This is a genomic window from Mycolicibacterium pallens, from assembly GCF_019456675.1.
Lineage (GTDB): Bacteria > Actinomycetota > Actinomycetes > Mycobacteriales > Mycobacteriaceae > Mycobacterium > Mycobacterium crocinum.
In genome coordinates, this window is record NZ_CP080333.1 from 127089 (window position 1) to 142810 (window position 15722).

General features: G+C 67.5%; 20 protein-coding genes. 12 read left to right on the plus strand and 8 right to left on the minus strand.

Translation table 11 applies throughout. The features are described 5' to 3' along the window. Nucleotides 1-2: 2 nt before the first annotated feature. Nucleotides 3-854, minus strand: coding sequence for an RNA polymerase sigma factor SigI (gene sigI / locus K0O64_RS00610; protein ID WP_096312629.1), 852 nt, complete (start codon nt 852-854; stop codon nt 3-5). 180 nt (nt 855-1034) lie between these two features. Here sigI and K0O64_RS00615 point away from each other — a divergent pair, with 180 nt between their 5' ends. Beyond that, complete coding sequence (locus K0O64_RS00615; protein WP_096309515.1) at nt 1035-1481, plus strand: nitroreductase family deazaflavin-dependent oxidoreductase; 447 nt, start codon at nt 1035-1037, stop codon at nt 1479-1481. A gap of 28 nt (nt 1482-1509) precedes the next feature. On the opposite strand, the gene K0O64_RS00620 is transcribed toward K0O64_RS00615, so the two are convergent. Genes K0O64_RS00620 through K0O64_RS00640 form a run of 5 tightly spaced genes read right to left on the minus strand, consistent with a single transcriptional unit; the run spans nt 1510 to nt 4296 of the window. Next, complete coding sequence (locus K0O64_RS00620) at nt 1510-2334, minus strand: ABC transporter permease (RefSeq protein ID WP_096309516.1); 825 nt, start codon at nt 2332-2334, stop codon at nt 1510-1512. After that, nucleotides 2324-3133: an ATP-binding cassette domain-containing protein gene (locus K0O64_RS00625; RefSeq protein WP_096309517.1), complete on the minus strand. Its 810-nt coding sequence runs from the start codon at nt 3131-3133 to the stop codon at nt 2324-2326. Before K0O64_RS00625 ends, K0O64_RS00620 begins: the two co-directional genes overlap by 11 nt. Beyond that, nucleotides 3130-3576: a MarR family winged helix-turn-helix transcriptional regulator gene (locus K0O64_RS00630; RefSeq protein WP_071948225.1), complete on the minus strand. Its 447-nt coding sequence runs from the start codon at nt 3574-3576 to the stop codon at nt 3130-3132. The genes K0O64_RS00625 and K0O64_RS00630 overlap by 4 nt, the downstream gene beginning before the upstream one ends. Nucleotides 3577-3602: 26 nt before the next feature. Next, nucleotides 3603-4103, minus strand: a complete 501-nt coding sequence (locus K0O64_RS00635; RefSeq protein ID WP_096309518.1) for a metallophosphoesterase family protein — start codon at nt 4101-4103, stop codon at nt 3603-3605. Nucleotides 4104-4119: 16 nt separating this feature from the next. Then, complete coding sequence (locus K0O64_RS00640) at nt 4120-4296, minus strand: hypothetical protein (protein WP_096309519.1); 177 nt, start codon at nt 4294-4296, stop codon at nt 4120-4122. Between the two features lie 76 nt (nt 4297-4372). Here K0O64_RS00640 and K0O64_RS00645 point away from each other — a divergent pair, with 76 nt between their 5' ends. The 5 genes from K0O64_RS00645 (at nt 4373) to K0O64_RS00665 (ending at nt 7846) form a co-directional block, all read left to right on the plus strand. Then, nucleotides 4373-4678, plus strand: a complete 306-nt coding sequence (locus tag K0O64_RS00645) for a hypothetical protein (protein WP_083542769.1) — start codon at nt 4373-4375, stop codon at nt 4676-4678. A gap of 25 nt (nt 4679-4703) precedes the next feature. Next, on the plus strand, nt 4704-5918 hold the full coding sequence (locus tag K0O64_RS00650) for a CoA transferase (RefSeq protein ID WP_096309520.1): 1215 nt from the start codon (nt 4704-4706) through the stop codon (nt 5916-5918). After that, nucleotides 5915-6712: an acyl-CoA thioesterase gene (locus K0O64_RS00655; protein WP_096309521.1), complete on the plus strand. Its 798-nt coding sequence runs from the start codon at nt 5915-5917 to the stop codon at nt 6710-6712. Before K0O64_RS00650 ends, K0O64_RS00655 begins: the two co-directional genes overlap by 4 nt. A 193-nt stretch (nt 6713-6905) precedes the next feature. Continuing rightward, nucleotides 6906-7244, plus strand: coding sequence for a hypothetical protein (locus tag K0O64_RS00660; RefSeq protein WP_125477361.1), 339 nt, complete (start codon nt 6906-6908; stop codon nt 7242-7244). 32 nt (nt 7245-7276) lie between these two features. Continuing rightward, nucleotides 7277-7846 carry a hypothetical protein gene (locus K0O64_RS00665; protein ID WP_125477362.1) on the plus strand — a complete coding sequence of 190 codons (570 nt, stop codon included), beginning with the start codon at nt 7277-7279 and terminating at the stop codon, nt 7844-7846. Nucleotides 7847-7926: 80 nt separating this feature from the next. Here K0O64_RS00665 and K0O64_RS00670 read toward each other — a convergent pair whose 3' ends face one another. Together K0O64_RS00670 and K0O64_RS00675 are read right to left on the minus strand one after the other, a co-directional pair. Next, complete coding sequence (locus K0O64_RS00670; RefSeq protein ID WP_096309524.1) at nt 7927-8565, minus strand: TetR/AcrR family transcriptional regulator; 639 nt, start codon at nt 8563-8565, stop codon at nt 7927-7929. 11 nt (nt 8566-8576) lie between these two features. Continuing rightward, nucleotides 8577-9872, minus strand: a complete 1296-nt coding sequence (locus K0O64_RS00675) for an acyl-CoA dehydrogenase family protein (protein ID WP_096309525.1) — start codon at nt 9870-9872, stop codon at nt 8577-8579. A gap of 246 nt (nt 9873-10118) precedes the next feature. On the opposite strand from K0O64_RS00675, the gene K0O64_RS00680 reads away from it, so the two are divergent. The 6 genes from K0O64_RS00680 to K0O64_RS00705 all read left to right on the plus strand — a co-directional run bounded on the left by K0O64_RS00680 (nt 10119) and on the right by K0O64_RS00705 (nt 15701). Continuing rightward, entirely contained in the window at nt 10119-10862 is a 744-nt protein-coding gene (locus K0O64_RS00680; RefSeq protein ID WP_096309526.1) for an SDR family oxidoreductase, read from the plus strand. Nucleotides 10863-10955: 93 nt separating this feature from the next. Then, entirely contained in the window at nt 10956-11780 is an 825-nt protein-coding gene (locus tag K0O64_RS00685) for a PRC-barrel domain-containing protein (protein WP_071948215.1), read from the plus strand. Beyond that, nucleotides 11777-13015 (plus strand): NRAMP family divalent metal transporter, encoded by a 1239-nt coding sequence (locus tag K0O64_RS00690; RefSeq protein ID WP_096309527.1) that lies wholly within the window; start codon nt 11777-11779, stop codon nt 13013-13015. Before K0O64_RS00685 ends, K0O64_RS00690 begins: the two co-directional genes overlap by 4 nt. 386 nt (nt 13016-13401) lie before the next feature. Further along, the gene (locus K0O64_RS00695; RefSeq protein ID WP_225933588.1) at nt 13402-14205 is read left to right on the plus strand and encodes an enoyl-CoA hydratase/isomerase family protein; all 804 of its coding nucleotides are present in this window, start codon (nt 13402-13404) and stop codon (nt 14203-14205) included. Beyond that, complete coding sequence (locus K0O64_RS00700; protein WP_096309528.1) at nt 14202-15086, plus strand: SDR family NAD(P)-dependent oxidoreductase; 885 nt, start codon at nt 14202-14204, stop codon at nt 15084-15086. Before K0O64_RS00695 ends, K0O64_RS00700 begins: the two co-directional genes overlap by 4 nt. Nucleotides 15087-15095: 9 nt before the next feature. Beyond that, nucleotides 15096-15701 carry a GNAT family N-acetyltransferase gene (locus K0O64_RS00705; protein WP_071948213.1) on the plus strand — a complete coding sequence of 202 codons (606 nt, stop codon included), beginning with the start codon at nt 15096-15098 and terminating at the stop codon, nt 15699-15701. Nucleotides 15702-15722: the final 21 nt, after the last annotated feature.

Genomic DNA, 15722 nt, shown 5'->3' on the forward strand with positions numbered 1-15722 from the left:
GGTCAGCGCGCCGACGGGTCTGCTGTCGCCTCGATCTTGGTGACAAGCCCGTCCTTGATGGTGAGGACGACGACGGCGAACAGTCGCCGCTCGCTGAACGCCAACGCGACGGGCCGTCCGACCGGACCGCTGACAAGTGTTGCGCCGGTGAGGTAGCGCAGCAGATTCCGGCCGACGGCTTGCTGGCCGTGATTCACCTGCGGCGGCGGCGCCGGATCGGCCAGGATCGTGCCGACGCCCCACACGTCGGGAGCCAGCACCGCGGTCAACGCTTGCAGGTCGCCGTCAGCGCAGGCGGCGATGAACCGCTCGGTGACCAGATGGTGTTCGGTGTCGTCAACCGCGGCGGTCATCGGTGCGGCGGCGTGGATCTTCGTGCGTGCACGGCGAGCCAACTGGCGGCAGGTCGCGGCCGGGCGGCCGACCGTCTCGGCGATGTCGTCGAACGGCACACGGAACACGTCGTGCAGGACGAACGCCACCCGCTCGGGCGGGCTGAGCCGGCCCAGCACCTCGAACAGCGCGTCGTGCACCTCGTCGTCGAGCGTCACCCGGTCACCCGGATCTTGTATGGAGCCGTGGTTCAGCGGTGTCGCCCGTTCCATCACGTCGGGCTCGGCGGTGGTGACCCGCCGGTGCCGGGCGGAGCGAACCTGGTCCAGGCACAGTCGGCTGCTGACCACGGTGAGCCAGCCGCGCGGGTCGTCAATGCTCTGCGGGTCCGCCTGTGACAGTCGCAGAAATGCTTCCTGCACAATGTCTTCCGCATCGCCGATATCGCCGACCATCTGGTAGGCCAGATTGATCAGGTACGGGCGGTGGGCCTGCAGCAGGCCTGGAAACGGATCGCTCATGTCATAGACGACGAATCGGCATGGCAGAAAGTTACCGCCGTGCGGTGTCACTTTCCACAAAGTCGTCTCGTCCTAGAGATCGATTGAGCACTCATGTTCGATCATCGGCTGAGATATGCGACGTGGACGCTCAATGAATGGTTCTGCGCAGCACACAGCCCTGTTAACCGAGGAGATGTCATGACCAACCCGCAACCACCCCGCTGGCTCAAACCGATGAACCGATTCATGATGGCCGTGCAGAAGCTCGGGCTGCACACCGGACCCGCCTACGTGCTCACCGTTCCCGGTCGCAAATCCGGCAAGCCGCGCAGCACGCCGATGACTCCCTTCTCCTACGGCGGCGGCTTGTACACCGTCGCCGGCTATCCCGGGGCGGACTGGGCGCGCAACGCCAAGGCGGCAGGCACCGGCACGCTCAGCCGCGGGCGCCGATCCCGAAGGGTCAGGATCGTCGAACTCGGTGCGGAGGAATCGAAACCGGTGCTGCGGGCATTCCCTGAACAGGTACCGGTCGGGGTGATGTTCGCCAAGCGGTCGGGCCTGGTGCAGCAGGGCACACCCGACGAATTTGAAGCGCTGGCAGGCACACTCGCGGTGTTCCGCTTCGACGAGCTGCCAACGTGACTCTGGTGTAACGCTCGGCGGCAGAAGGTCAGCGCACCAGCCGGCGCAGCAGCGCCGACGCCGCCGCGATGCCGAGCACCGCCGCCAGCGCCAGCACGCCGAGATCCAGCCACGGATGCTCCGACGGGATGCCCACCAGCAGCAACCGCAGCGAATCCACCTCGTAGGAGAGCGGATTCACCCGGGACAGCCACCGCAGCCACTCGGGCATCACCGCCACCGGATACAGGGCGTTCGACGCGAAGAACAGTGGCATGGTGATGGCCTGGCCGATGCCCATCAGCCGGTCCCGGTTACGCACCAGCCCGGCCAACGTCATCGACAGGCAGGCGAAGAAGGCCGACCCGAGCATCACCACGCCCATCGCGGCCACGATGCGTAACGGGTTGTGCGTCATCTGGATTCCCATGAGGTAGGCCAGCACCAGCACGCCGATCACCTGCGCCACCGATCGCACTCCGGCGGCGAAGGCCTTGCCTGTCACCAATGCGGACGCCGGGGCGGGGGTCACCATCAACTTCGCCAGGATGCCGGCATCGCGATCCCAGATGATTTGGATGCCGTAGAAGATCGAGATGAACAGTGCCGATTGGGCGATGATGCCGGGCGCCAGGAATTCCAGATACGGCACCGATCCGGTGTTGATGACATGCAGCCGGTTGAAGGTGGTGCCAAAGATCAACAGCCACAACGCCGGCTGCACCGTTCGGGTGATCAGCTCGGTGCGGTCGTGGCGTAGCTTCTGCAACTCGACCCAGGCGAACGTCTGCATCCGGGCGGCCATGCTCGGCACCCGATGCCAGCCGCGGGGCGCCCGCAGCAGCCGGGCGCCGGGAACGGAGTCAACCGGCATTTCGTGCTGCCTTCCGCCCGGCCCGGATCCCGCCAAGGCCGGATTGGGTTGCGGCGTCGTCCAGTCCGGATCCCGCGTAATGCCGGAAGACGTCCTCCAGGGTCGCGTCCGGACCGACCTTCGCCTTGAGCTCGGCCGGCGTGCCGACCGCACGCAGCCGGCCGTGGTGCATCAGCGCCACCCGGTCGCAGAGCACATCGGCCTCCTCCATGTAGTGGGTGGTCAGCAGCACCGTCATACCGAACTCCTGTTGCATGCTCTGCACCTGCGTCCACACGCTGTCGCGGGCAATGGGATCCAAGCCCACGGTCGGCTCGTCGAGAATCAGCAGCGACGGCTGATTCACCAGGGCCTGAGCCAGTTCCAGACGCCGGACCATGCCGCCGGAGTAGGTGTTGGCCAACCGGTCGGCGACGTCGACCAACTGCATGGCCTCCAGTGCCTCGTCGACGCGCTTCTTACGCGCCGCGCGCGGCACGTCGTACAGCCGGGCGAACCATTCCACGTTCTGCCGACCGGTCAGCGCGGGTTCGATCGAAAGCTGTTGCGGCACATAGCCGAGGTTGTACCGGATGTCCATGGTGTCGCGCCGGGAGTCCAGTCCGAACATGCGGACCCTTCCGTGCTGCACCGGGGTCAGCGTGGTGAGCACCCGCACCACTGTCGTCTTGCCTGCACCGTTGGGACCCAGCAGACCCAGCGTCTCGCCGGGTTGGACCTGCAACGTCAAATCGTCGACGGCCGTTAAGTCGCCGTAGCGGTGGGTCAGGTTCTGGCAGTCGATCGCGGGCGCGGTCATGATCGCTTCTCTCGCAGTGTGGTGGTGAGCTTGGCCAGCACGCGGAGGCCTTCGGCCAGGGCACGGGTGTCGTCCTCGTCGAGTTCGTCGAGTGCCTCGGCCAGCGCTGCGCGCCGCGCGGCCCGGGAGGCATCGGCGAGCTTCTGTGCCGGCGCAGTGAGCTCCAGGCGGCCGACCCGGCGGTCGTCGGGATCGGGGGTTCGCATCAGCAAGCCCTCCGACGACAGCTTGGACACCAGTGTCGACGCGGTATTGGCGGCCAGACCCAGTTCGGCGGCGGCGGCGCTCACGGAGATGCCCGGCTGCCTGGCGACCAGCCGCAGCAGCTCGGCCTGCGACTCGGTCAGTCCCACGAAGGAGGCGCCCGCGGCGCGACGGATGGTGCGACGGAATCTGCCGACAGTGCCGAACAAGTCGGCGACGAGATCGGTGCGAAGGCTCACCCGACCAACTTACCTCTGTTGCAGAGCTAAGTCTTCTCGATGCGATGCTGCCGCACGTCAGCCAGCGCACCCGGGCGGGTGAGGACGGTCATGTACGTGCAGAACGGCTGCCGTCGCCGGTCGGTCGGCGAGCCGGGATTCAACAGCCGCAGGCCGGTCTTCGCGGTGGTGTCCCACGGAATGTGGCTGTGGCCGAAGACCAGGACATCGGTGTGCGGGTACTGCTGCGCCATGCGCGCTTCCCGGCCGGATGCGGCGCCAGTCTCGTGCACGACCGTGAACCGCAGGCCGTCCAGCGTCACGTCGGCGCACTCCGGCAACCGGGCCCGTAGTTCCGGGCCGTCGTTGTTGCCCCAACAGGCGACCAGGCGTTTGGAGCGCGCCGCCAGATCGTCGAGCACGCCCACCTCGACCCAGTCACCGGCGTGGATGACGACGTCGCTCTGGTCGACCTCGTGCCACACCTGTGCAGGCAGGTCGCGGGCGCGCTTGGGGATGTGGGTATCGGCCAGCAGCAGCAGGCGCATGGGGCCGATCCTGCCACTAACCCCCGCCCTCGGCGCGGGCCTCGGCTCCGCTCTCGCCGGCGTCGAACGAATCGTCGGGACCGGTCTCGCCGACGTAGGTGCCGTCGTCGCCGTCCTTGCCCGCCCGTGACGAGGCGACCTTCGGGTCCTCGTGGACGTCCTCTTCGCTCTGGTCGTCTTCTGCGTTCGTCATGGACGCGGGACTACCCCGTGCCCGGGCCGGTCAACCCCTCGCACCGGTGTTTATCCGGACCTAGGCTGGAAACGCGATGAACATGAACCGCGACGATGTGGAGAAGCGCTGGCACGATCCGGCGGCCTTCCGGGCGGCGGTCACCTACGTGGTCGCCGTCGTGGTGGTCGCCGGCGTCGCACTGGCGGCGACGCTGCTGTGGCACTCGCGGGTCGCGGGTGTTCTGGTTCCGGCCATCCTGTTCGTGGGCGGGGTCGGCGCCTTGGTCCAGACCTATCGGGTGTGGCGGGCTGAGGGCACCTGGCCGATCTGGCAGGGCGCGGGCTGGTTCCTGCTGGCCCTGATGCTGCTGTGCCTGGGAGTGCCCGTCGCGGTGTGGTGAGCCGGGCACCCGCCATACTCGTCGGGTGACCGATACGCCTGACCTGCCGCTGGCCGGTGTCCGCATCGTCGAGATTTCGAGCTTCGTGGCCGTGCCGCTGGCCGGGATGACGTTGGCCCAGCTGGGCGCCGAGGTCATCCGGGTCGACCCGGTTGGCGGCGCCGCCGACTACAAGCGCTGGCCGTTGACCGACGACGGGACGAGCATCTACTGGGCCGGGCTCAACAAGAGCAAACGCTCGGTGGCCGCCGACATGCGAACGGCCGAGGGCCAGCAGCTGGTCGCCCGGCTGATCGCCGATGCCGGCATTCTGATCACCAATGTCGCTGGGCGGCAATGGCATTCCTACGAAGAACTCAGTGCGGTCCGTCCCGATCTGATCCATCTGGAAGTGGTCGGGCGCGCAGACGGATCCACCGGGGTGGACTACACCGTCAACGCCGCCACCGGTTTCCCCCTGGTCACCGGGTCACCGACCCAGAGCGGCCCGGTCAACCATGTACTGCCGGCCTGGGATGTCAGCTGTGGTCTGTACGCCGCACTGGCGATCCTGGTGGCGCTGCGCCGACGCGACACTCTGGGGGCGGGCAGCCGCATCCGGCTGCCACTGGACGACGTGGCCCTGGCCACCGCCGCCAACCTCGGGTTCCTCACCGAGCCGATGGTCACCGGCGAGCAGCGCCCGCGCCTGGGCAACTCGATCTACGGCCAATACGGCGAGAACTACACCAGCAGCGACGGGGCCACTTTCATGCTGGTGGCGCTGACCAACCGCCACTTCCGCGACCTCGCCGAGCTCACCGGAACCACGAAAGCCGTTGCCGCCGTGGCCGAAGCGCTGGGTGCGGACTTCACCGACGAGGGTCAGCGCTACGAACATCGTGCGGTGCTGACCGGACTGTTCGCGCCGTGGTTTGCCCGCCACACCGCCGACGAGGTGACCGCTGCGCTGGCTGCCAGTTCGCTGCTGTGGGATCGCTACCTGGATTTCGCCGAGGTCGCCCGGCACCCGCGCGTAACGGAGAACCCGTTGTTCAGCCTGCTGGAGCAGCCCCGCATCGGCAGCTATCTCGCGCCGGGACTGCCGATGTCGGTGGACGGGAAGCACGTCCGTGCGCAGCCCGCCCCCGCACTCGGTGACGACACCGCGGCGGTGCTGGCCGAGCTCGGGATGACCGACAGTGAGATCACAGCGCTCGTCGAATCTGGAACTGTCACAACGGAATCCGAGCGCGCGTGAGCTCCCTTTCCCGGCTGTTGAATGTCGTTGCCGATGAATCCGGCTTCGTGGGCGAGGCGAGCGGACCGGCGGACAAGCGCGCCTACGGCGGACACCTCGCCGCGCAAGCCATGGCGGCGGCCTGCCACACCGTGGACGCCGACAAATCGCCGACGAGCATGCACGTGCAGTTCCTGCGCGGCGGCGATGCGGGCGCGCCGGTCCACTACGAGGTCGAGCACGTCTACGACGGACGCACCGCGGCGTCGCGACGGGTGCTGGCCCGCCAGGAGGGGCGGTTGCTGACCGTCGCGACCGTCTCGTTCTCGGCGCAGGCCGACGGTCCCGAGCATGCGGCAACGGCGACGACGTCCGGTGATCCCGAGCAACTGGCCGCGACCGGCCCGATCGGGGCGGCCCCGTCGCTGCCGCTCGATGAGATCGACATTCGCTACGAAGATGACCGCAGCACAGGCGAATTCGTGCGCCGGTTGTGGTGGCGAATCACCGTGCCGCTGGACGGGCCGGCGTGGCTGGGTGCCTGCGCGGCGGTCTACGTCACCGACATCTACGGCATCGACCCGGTGCTGCAGGTGCACGGCCACTCGATGGTCGACCGCAGCCATCGCACCGCCACCACCGACTCGTCGATCTGGTTCCACCGGCCGATCCACCCCGAACGGTGGAACCTGCTGGAATCGCGGTCTCCGGCCGCCGCGCGCGGCCGAGGCCTGGTGACCCTGGATCTCTACGACGCCGACAAGATCTTGACCGCCACGCTGGTTCAGGAAGGGCTGGCGATCGTGCGGTCCTGAGACCGCCAATCCGCAGGCGTGCGACTGACGCAGGGCTCCTGTGTATCTGTTGTGAATCACCTGTCAATCGTGTAATAAGTTGCTTGGATCGGAATTCCGATCGTTCTCGCGGGGGGCCGTGCAGGGGTGATGACGCTGTCGACTTCGGGCATTTCCACCTCCATAGCAACGTATGAAGGGAAGCTCGAAGTACATGACATTCCGTGTGGTCCTATTGGTAGCCGTTGGAATCCTGTTGACCGCCTGTGGCGGTAGCGCCGACAAATATTCGAGCGACCCGGTACTCCAGAAGGCAGCCACAAAGGCTTGTCAGAATGCCGACGGCATGCCGAATTTGGGCGTGAACTTCAACTGGTCACACAATCTCAGCGGTGACTTCAATCCATCGTTTAGTGACGAAGGCACCTTTGACTGGGGCATCTATAAGAACCAGCCGCAGAAGTCTTACAAGTTCACCTGCACTGGACGCTTCGATGACGATCACCAAAATGCAAGCGCCGTGCTGGACAACCTCACCAAGGTCAAGAAGTGATACGGAGGACGCTGACCGTCGCGGTGGTCGCGGTGACCGCGACCTGCATGAGCTGCGCCAGTAACGAGTCGTCGTCGCAGCAAGATGCGGATGCATCCACCTCCTCGGCGCAGGCAGAGGCGCCCGTTGATCCTTGTGTCCTGACGCCCCAGGCGATCGCCAACGCTTTGGGCTCTGCACTCACCTCACCGGCGACTGTCGCCGATTCGGACGGGAGCATATGCAACTACGACATGGGTCTGGATGGCCACCGATCGGGCATTCACATGGCGCGTTATCCCTACGCGGGACAGTGGAATACCAGCTCGATCGGAGGATCGACGAGCACCCAGCACACGTGGGAAATTGGGGGGTCGACGCCCGCCGAAACCTACGCATCGTTCGTTCGATGGGCCAATGCACCCGAAGTGAAGAAAGCCAGATACGCGGAGTTGCACCCGGAGATTGGCGGCGGCGCAGCGCTTTACGATACGCACAGCATGTTGGTCGCCACTGATGGCAGCGCGTGGTACAACTTCAGCCTGACCGGGTTGCCCTATAACCCGGAGTTGACTCCATACGTGGTTGAGTTGGGTAAACAAATCGCAGTCGCCGACAAGTAGCGCTGGCGTGCATCCAGAGTGGAAGCCGCGATAAAGGCCGTACGGTGAACGCCTTTGAGCTGCCGCACGGGGAGAGGGAGCTAGCGCCGCAACCGCCGGGCCTGCCGGTCGGTGGCCAGCGCGCGGGTCTCGTCCGACAACGGTGCGCCCAGCATCGCGGCGACGGTGTCGACCAGATGGCTGACGAACAGGCGGTCGTCGGCGTGCGGTGCGGTGGCCGCGCGGCGGCCCAACTCCACCGCGGCGTACACCAGCGCACCCAGTCGTGGATGCAGGGTGACTGCCACCGGGTCGAGCATGGGCTCGAGCAGAGCGCGCCAGCGCTGCACGCTGCCGGAGCGTCCGGTGAGGTCGAACGAGGGCACCGGCCGGTTCAGCAGGTCGGCGTGGACGCGCAGGAACGCTGGGCCTCCGTCGGGGTCGGCCAGTTTGGCGGCCAGCGGACGGACCAGCGCCGACGCCATCGCCCGCATCGATGGCTTCGACTCGTCCTCGATCGCGTCGAGCAGCGCATCGCGCCGGGCGTCGACCACCGGAAGGTGCTTGTCGGCGATCGCCGCCAGCACCCCGGCGCGGTCGGCGAAGTGATACTGCACCGCCATCACATTGCGGGCCCCGGCCTCACGGGCGATCTCCCGCAGGCTGACGCCGTCGACCCCTCGTTCGGCGAACAGCCGCTCGGCCGTCGCCACCAGATTGGCCGAGGTGTCGGCGGCCATCTAGCGCGCCGTCACAGCTCGGCGACTTCGTGCTCGAGCAGCTCGGCGAGCCTGGCCTGCGCCGCCGCGCGCCGGGTCGGGATGTGCTGCGACGGGAACAGCGTGTCGACCGGCTCGTACTCCTTGAGGGTCCGGCGGGCGACGGTCAGCTTGTGCACCTCGGTGGGGCCGTCGGCGATCGCCAGTGACTCCGCACCCACCAACATCTTCACGAACGGCATCTCGTCGGAAACCCCCAGTGCGCCATGCAAATGCATGGCGCGCTGCACGACGTCGTGCAGCACCTGCGGCATGGCGACTTTTACGGCGGCGATGTCGCGTCGCACCTTCTGGTAGTCGTGGTACTTGTCGATCTTCCACGCGGTGCGCAGCACCAGCAGCCGGAACTGTTCGATCTGGATCCAGCTGTCGGCGATCTTCTCCTGCGTCATCTGGTAATCCCCGAGCGGGCCGCGACGGGTCTGGCGCGACACGGCGCGCTCGCACATCATGTCAAAAGCCCTGCGGGCCAATGCGATTGTGCGCATCGCGTGGTGCACGCGGCCGCCACCGAGCCGGGTCTGCGCGATCGCGAACGCCTGCCCTTCGCCGCCGAGCACGTGGTCGGCCGGCACCCGCACGTCGTTGTAGCGGATGTAGCCGTGCCCGGCGCGGTCGTCCGACTCGCCGCCGACGCCGACATTGCGAATGATCTCGATACCGGGTGTCTCGGCAGGCACGATGAACAGCGACATCTTCTGGTGGGTGCGGGCTTCGGGGTTGGTGACGACCATGACGATGAAGAAGCTCGCGTTGCGGGCGTTGGAGGAGAACCACTTCTCTCCGTTGATCACCCATTCATCGCCGTCACGCTCGGCGTGCGTGGTGAACAGGCCGGGATCCGAGCCGCCGTGCGGTTCGGTCATCGAGTAGCACGACGAGATCTCACCGTTGAGCAGTGGCTGCAGATAGCGCTTCTTCTGTTCCTCGGTACCGAACATGGCCAAGATCTCGGCGTTGCCGGAGTCGGGTGCTTGCGATCCGAAAACCGAAGGCGCCCAACGAGAGCGCCCGACGATCTCGTTCAACAGCGCCAGCTTGACCTGTCCGTAGCCCTGGCCGCCGAGCTCCGGGCTCAGATGCGCCGCCCACAGACCTTGCTCGCGAACCGCCTGCTGCAACGGCCGCAAGACTCTGAGCACCTGCGGGTTGGTCTTCTCGTACGGGTCCAGCGGGGCGAAGTCGAACGGTTCGAGCTTGTCGCGCATGAACTCTTCGACCCAGTCGAGCTTCTTCTGGTACTCGGGGTCGGTTTCGAAGTCCCACATGGTGTCGTCCTCGGGGTCGGCAGCGTTAAGGCGCCGCGATCATAACTTCATGCAGCTGTATTAATCAATCACGCTGCGGACCTCCGGGATTCCACACGTCTTGCGGAGTGCTCTGGGTTTCTCGCCGCTCGTCGTCCCGCCGGACCACGGGTTTGCGGCGCCGGACTACGGGTTTTCCGGGGCTCAGTCGGTGGTGGTCCCAGGGCAAGGTGGTCGAACGGCCACCCTACGAAAGGTATTCGGATCATGAAGATCACCGTCCTCGGAGCCACCGGACTGATCGGCAGTCGCGTCGTCACCTTGCTGCGGGCGGCCGGACATGAGGTCACACCTGCTGCTCGCAGCGCAGGTGTGGATGCGGTGACCGGAAAGGGACTCGACGGGGCGCTGGCCGGCGCCGACGTGGTCGTCGACGTCACGAATGCGCCGTCGTTGGACGCCGAACCTGTCATGACATTCTTCACCGCCGAATCTGCGAATCTGGTCGCGGCGGCCAAGGCCGCAGCGGTCAACCACATCGTGGTGTTGTCGATCGTCGGCGTCGATGCGTTGCCCGACAGCGGCTATGCGGGGGCCAAGGTTGTGCAGGAGAAGACCGTCATTGGTTCGGGTGTGCCCTACACCATCGTGCGGGCCACCCAGTTTCACGAGTTCACCGAGAGGATTGTCGGATCACTGCTGGTCGACGGCACCTACCGGGTACCGGATGCCAGAATCCAACCAATATCCGCAGCAGAGGTGGCCGCCGTGGTCGCCGACGCGGCGCAAGCCGCCCCGGTGAACGGTGTGCTCGACGTCGGCGGTCCGGAAAAGATGACTTTCGGCCAGCTGGTTCGCGTCGTCTCTGCAGTCCGGGGGCGGCAGGCGCCGATCGTTGTGGATTCCGCTGCCACCTACTTCGGCACCCCGGTTGACCAACACAGCTTGGTCACCGGACACGGTGCCGTGATCACCGATACGACGCTGACGGATTGGCTAGCAGCCGAATGAGCGCTGCGTCGGTACCTACGAAGCGGAGCCCGGGCTGAGCCGGGACGACCGGACTCGCTGCCCGCAGCCATTCGGATCAGGCATGCTTCCACCGTGCTGCTGCTCAGCCTGGTCACCGGCCAGGACGTCTGTGGGGCCGACGGGCAGGTGGTCGGCCGATTGGCTGATCTCACCGTCAGCCTGGGGCAGCAGTCCGGCCGGCATCTCGTCGAACGGCTGCTGGTCAACCGCCGCCACGATGTGCCGCTGCTGGTGCCATGGGAGCAGGTGATCCGCTTCGAGCGGAACCGGATCGCCATCGCGGCCGGTGACGAGTTCACCGATGTCGAACTCCCCGAGCACGAAATCCTTTTGAAGCGAGACGTATTGGACACCCAGGTGATCGACGTGGTGGGCCAGCGGCTGGCTCGTGTCGCCGACGTGGTGCTGACTCGCACCGACGCCGGCCGTATCGAACTCGTCGGTGTGGAGGTCGGATTCGGCGCGGTATTGCGACGCCTGCGAATGAAACGCCTCGCCGCCGACACCGGTCGTGACGTCATCGACTGGGCCGACGTGCACCTGACCTCCGAACGGGGCCATGCCGCCCAACTCGCCTGCCCGCGGTCTGCCGTGCATCACCTCGACGCGCGAGGCTTGGCCGCTCTGGTCAGCCGCGTGGACACCGAGTCGGCGGCCGAGATCCTGGCGACCAAGGACCCGACCGCCGCCGCTGACGCCGTGCGTGCCGCCCACCCGGTGGTCGGCGAACGGGTGCTGCGGGCCTTACCCGACACCGATGCCGCAGAGATCGTCGCGGCGATGCCCGAGGAACACGCGGGGCGGTGGCGGGCGCGGCTGAGACACGCCCCAGGGCGGCACTTCCTGCGCTCACGGGTCTGGCCGCGGCGCCGCCAGTCCAGGCGGCCGGGTTCATGACGGTCCTCAACCGCACCACCACCCGGTTCGGTGCACTGCTCGCCGTCCTCGGACCCGGACTGCTGGCCGGCCTGTCCGACGACGATCCGGCCGGTATCACCACCTACTCGGTGCTCGGTGCCGATCACGGCTACCAGCTGCTGTGGGTGCTGCTGCTGTCCACCGTCGCGCTGATTGTCTTCCACAGCCTGGCCGCCAGGATGGGGGTGGTCACCGGTCAAGGGTTGATCGGGTTGGTGCGGCAGCGCTATGGCGTCCGGGTGGGGGCGGCCATCCTGGCCGCCCTGGTGATTGCCAACGTCGGGACCACCTGTGCCGAATTCGCCGGTATCGCAGCCGGATTCGAGCTCTTCGGGGTGTCCCGGTATGTCAGCGTGCCAGCCGCGGCGGTCGCCGTCTCGCTTCTGGTGCTGCGCGGCAGCTTTCACCGTGTCGAGCGGTTGCTGCTGGCGCTGTCCACGGTGTTCCTGGCCTACGTCGCCTCCGGGTTCCTGGCCAAGCCGGACTGGTCGGCCGCTCTGCACGGAACGTTCGTGCCGACCATGCCGATGACCGGGCCTGCGATCGCGATCGTGACCGCCACGCTGGGCACCACATTGGCGCCGTGGGGTTTGTCGTTCATGCAGTCCTACGCCGTCGACAAGAAACTTCGTACCGATGACCTTCCGCTGGAGCGGGTGGACGTGATCACCGGCGCGGTGCTCACGGGAGTCATCGGGTTCTTCGTGGTGGTCGCGTGCGCGGCGACCCTGCATCGCGACGGGCGTGGCATCGCCGACGCCGCCGATGCGGCCATCGCGCTGCAGCCGTTGGCCGGCGAGGCGGCGGGCACGCTCTTCGCCGTCGGACTGATCGGCGCGGCGTTCCTGGCCGCTTCGATCCTGCCGCTGTCGACGGCCTATGCCGTCTGCGAATACGCGGGTGTGGAGGCGGCGATCGACGATCCTTACCGCGAAGCCCGCACGTTCTACCTGACGTACGGGATCGTCACCGTGGTCGGCGCTGCCATCGTCCTGGTCCCGGATGCACCGCTGGTCCCGATCCTGGTCGGCACCCAGGTACTCAACGCGGTGCTATTGGTGCCGCTGATGGTCGCGATGATCGGCCTGGGTCGCGATCGTGAGCTCATGGGCCGGTTCGCGATGCGCCGGGCCGGCACGATCGTCTACGGCGTCACCACCGTCGTTGTCGTGGTGTGTGTGGCTGCACTCGGCATCACCACGCTCTTCGGCTGACAGCAGCCGGGCTTCGTTGCCGGAGCCGACGGGGCAGCACGCGGACGAGGCGGCACACCCCCATGGCCACCGTTGCCGGTGTGGCGGTCGGCACCCCTCGCGCCCTCGCCGCCCGTGCCCCCTGCGCCGCGACTGTCGCCGCCCCGCCGCTGCTCACGTCCCGGCCACTCCGGGCTGCGCAGTCGCGCTGCTCCGATGGCCGGACTTAGTGAGCCCCTCCGGTCGGTAGATACCCCATGCGGTATCTCACGTGATCGACGGTATGGCGCTGACATCAGCTGTGGTCACAGGCTGCGGTCACCGGTAGCGAGGGACATTTGTCCTCGCCGACGGTGGCGAATGACTCGCCCCGAGTGCATACCGCGCGGGTATGTCAGGATCGCGGCGTGAGCAACGACGCCACGACAATCGCTCTCGACGTCGACGACTCCGGCGTCGCCCTGATCACCCTGGACGGCCGGGAGCGGCTCAACGCGTTCTCACCCGAAACCGCCCGTGAGCTCGGCGACGCCTACCGCCGGTGCGACGCCGACGACGCCGTCCGCGCCGTTGTCGTCACCGGTGCCGGGCGGGCATTCTGCGCCGGGGCCGACATGACCGCCGCGGCCGCGGCGTTCGACGCCCCCGCCGAGGGTTTCAGCGCCTCGCCCATCCAGCCGCCGGCCTGGCGAGTGCGCAAACTGGTGATCGCCGCGATCAACGGTCCCGCCATCGGCATCGGGCTGACCCTGGCCCTCCAGTGCGACATCCGACTGGTGGCCGACGACGCCAAGCTCGCCATCCCGCAGGTGCGCCGCGGCATGATCGGCGACTGCGCCGTGCACTACACCCTCAAACGTGCAGTGGGACTGGCGGTGGCCGCCGACGTCCTGCTCACTGGCCGCGGATTCACCGGGACCGAGGCTGCCGCTCTGGGCATCGCCAGCCGGGCGCTGCCCGCCCACGAGGTGCTGCCCGCGGCGCTGGAGTTGGCCCGCGACGTGGCGCGCTCCGCCAACCCCGCCTCGGTGGCCTACAGCAAGCGGCTGCTGTGGAGTGAGATCGACGCCGACGCAGTGGCCGCCGAGGAGACTACGGTGCACCTGAAACTGATGGGCGGCCCGGACGCGGCCGAGGGGCCGTCCGCCTGGCGGGAGAACCGGCCCCCGGTGTGGAAGTCGAGGGCCGGCGAGACGGGAGACCCTGCATGACGACCACCGGCGAGGTTCTCTCTCGTGTCGACCTGACCGGTCGCACCGTCGTCATCACCGGGGCGTCGACGGGACTGGGGTTGCAGACCGCCCGCGCCATGCAAGCCGCCGGCGCGGAAATCGTTGCCGCGGTACGCGATCTGGACAAGACGCGGGCCGCAATCGACTGCGAGACCGTACAACTCGAGCTCGGCGACCTGCGCTCGGCCCGCGCCGCAGCCGAGACGATCGCCGGACGTCATGACCGCGTCGACGTGCTGATCAACAACGCCGGAGTGATGGCGCCACCGCTGACGCGCACCGCGCAGGGCTACGAAATGCAGCTCGGCACAAATCATCTCGGCCACTTCGTGTTCACCACCGAGATGGCCGACGTGTTCGATCACGGCACCCGCATCGTCAACCTCAGCAGTCGCGGTCACCAGCTCGGTGGAATCCGTTGGGACGACCCGAACTACGACGACGAAAGCGCATACGGCAAATGGCAGGCCTACGGGCAGAGCAAGACCGCCAACGTGTTGTTCACCGTGGAAGCTGAGCGGCGATGGGGCCCGCGCGGAGTCCATTCGTTCGCGGTGTATCCCGGGGTGGTGTTCACCGACCTGGCCCGGCACATGACCCGCGCCGACTTCAGTGAGGGCGGCACCTTGGCCAACCTGGAGGTGACCGACGTCGAGCACGGAGCGGCCACCACGGTGTGGGCGGCCACCAGCCCCGAGCTCGATGGCCGCGGTGGGCTCTATCTCGAGGACTGCCGCGTCGCCGACGCGATGGTCGACGGTGTCGAGGGCGGCTACGCACCATGGGCCGTTGACCCCGAGCAGGCCGCCCGATTGTGGGAGTGGTCGCAGGCCCAGGCTGCGCTTAATTTGAGTGACTAGCCTGCAGTGATGTCGATCGACGTCCGTCCCGCCCGCAAGGCCGATATCCCGGCCCTGGCGCGGGTGTTGGCCCGGGCCTTCTACGACGACCCGGTGATGGCGTGGGTGCAACCGGACGCCGCGCGCCGCAAGGCCGCGCTGCCGGGACTGTTCAGCGCCCTGACCCGCCACCACTTTCTGGCCGGGCGCGGCACCGAGGTGGCGGTGTCGCCGGACGGGATCGCGGCGGCCGCGCTGTGGGATCCGCCCGGCGGGTGGCAGCAGTCGCCGCGCGAACAGCTGGCGATGCTGCCCGGCGTCATCCGCGCGTTCCGGGGCCGGCTGGCGGCCGGCCGGATCGTCACCGACCTGATGAAGGAGAACCACCCCGAGGAGCCGCACTGGTATCTGGGCATCATCGGCAGCGACCCGGCGGTGCGCGGCGGCGGCTTCGGGCACGCGTTGATGGACTCCCGGCTGGACCGGTGCGACGCCGAGTACGCCCCGGCCTACCTGGAGTCCAGCAACCCCGACAACATCCCCTACTACCAACGGTTCGGCTTCGAGGTGACCGGTGAGCTCGCACTGCCCGAGGGCGGTCCGTCGCTGTGGCCGATGTGGCGGGCGCCTCGATGAGGGTGCCGGCGGTTTAGCCGC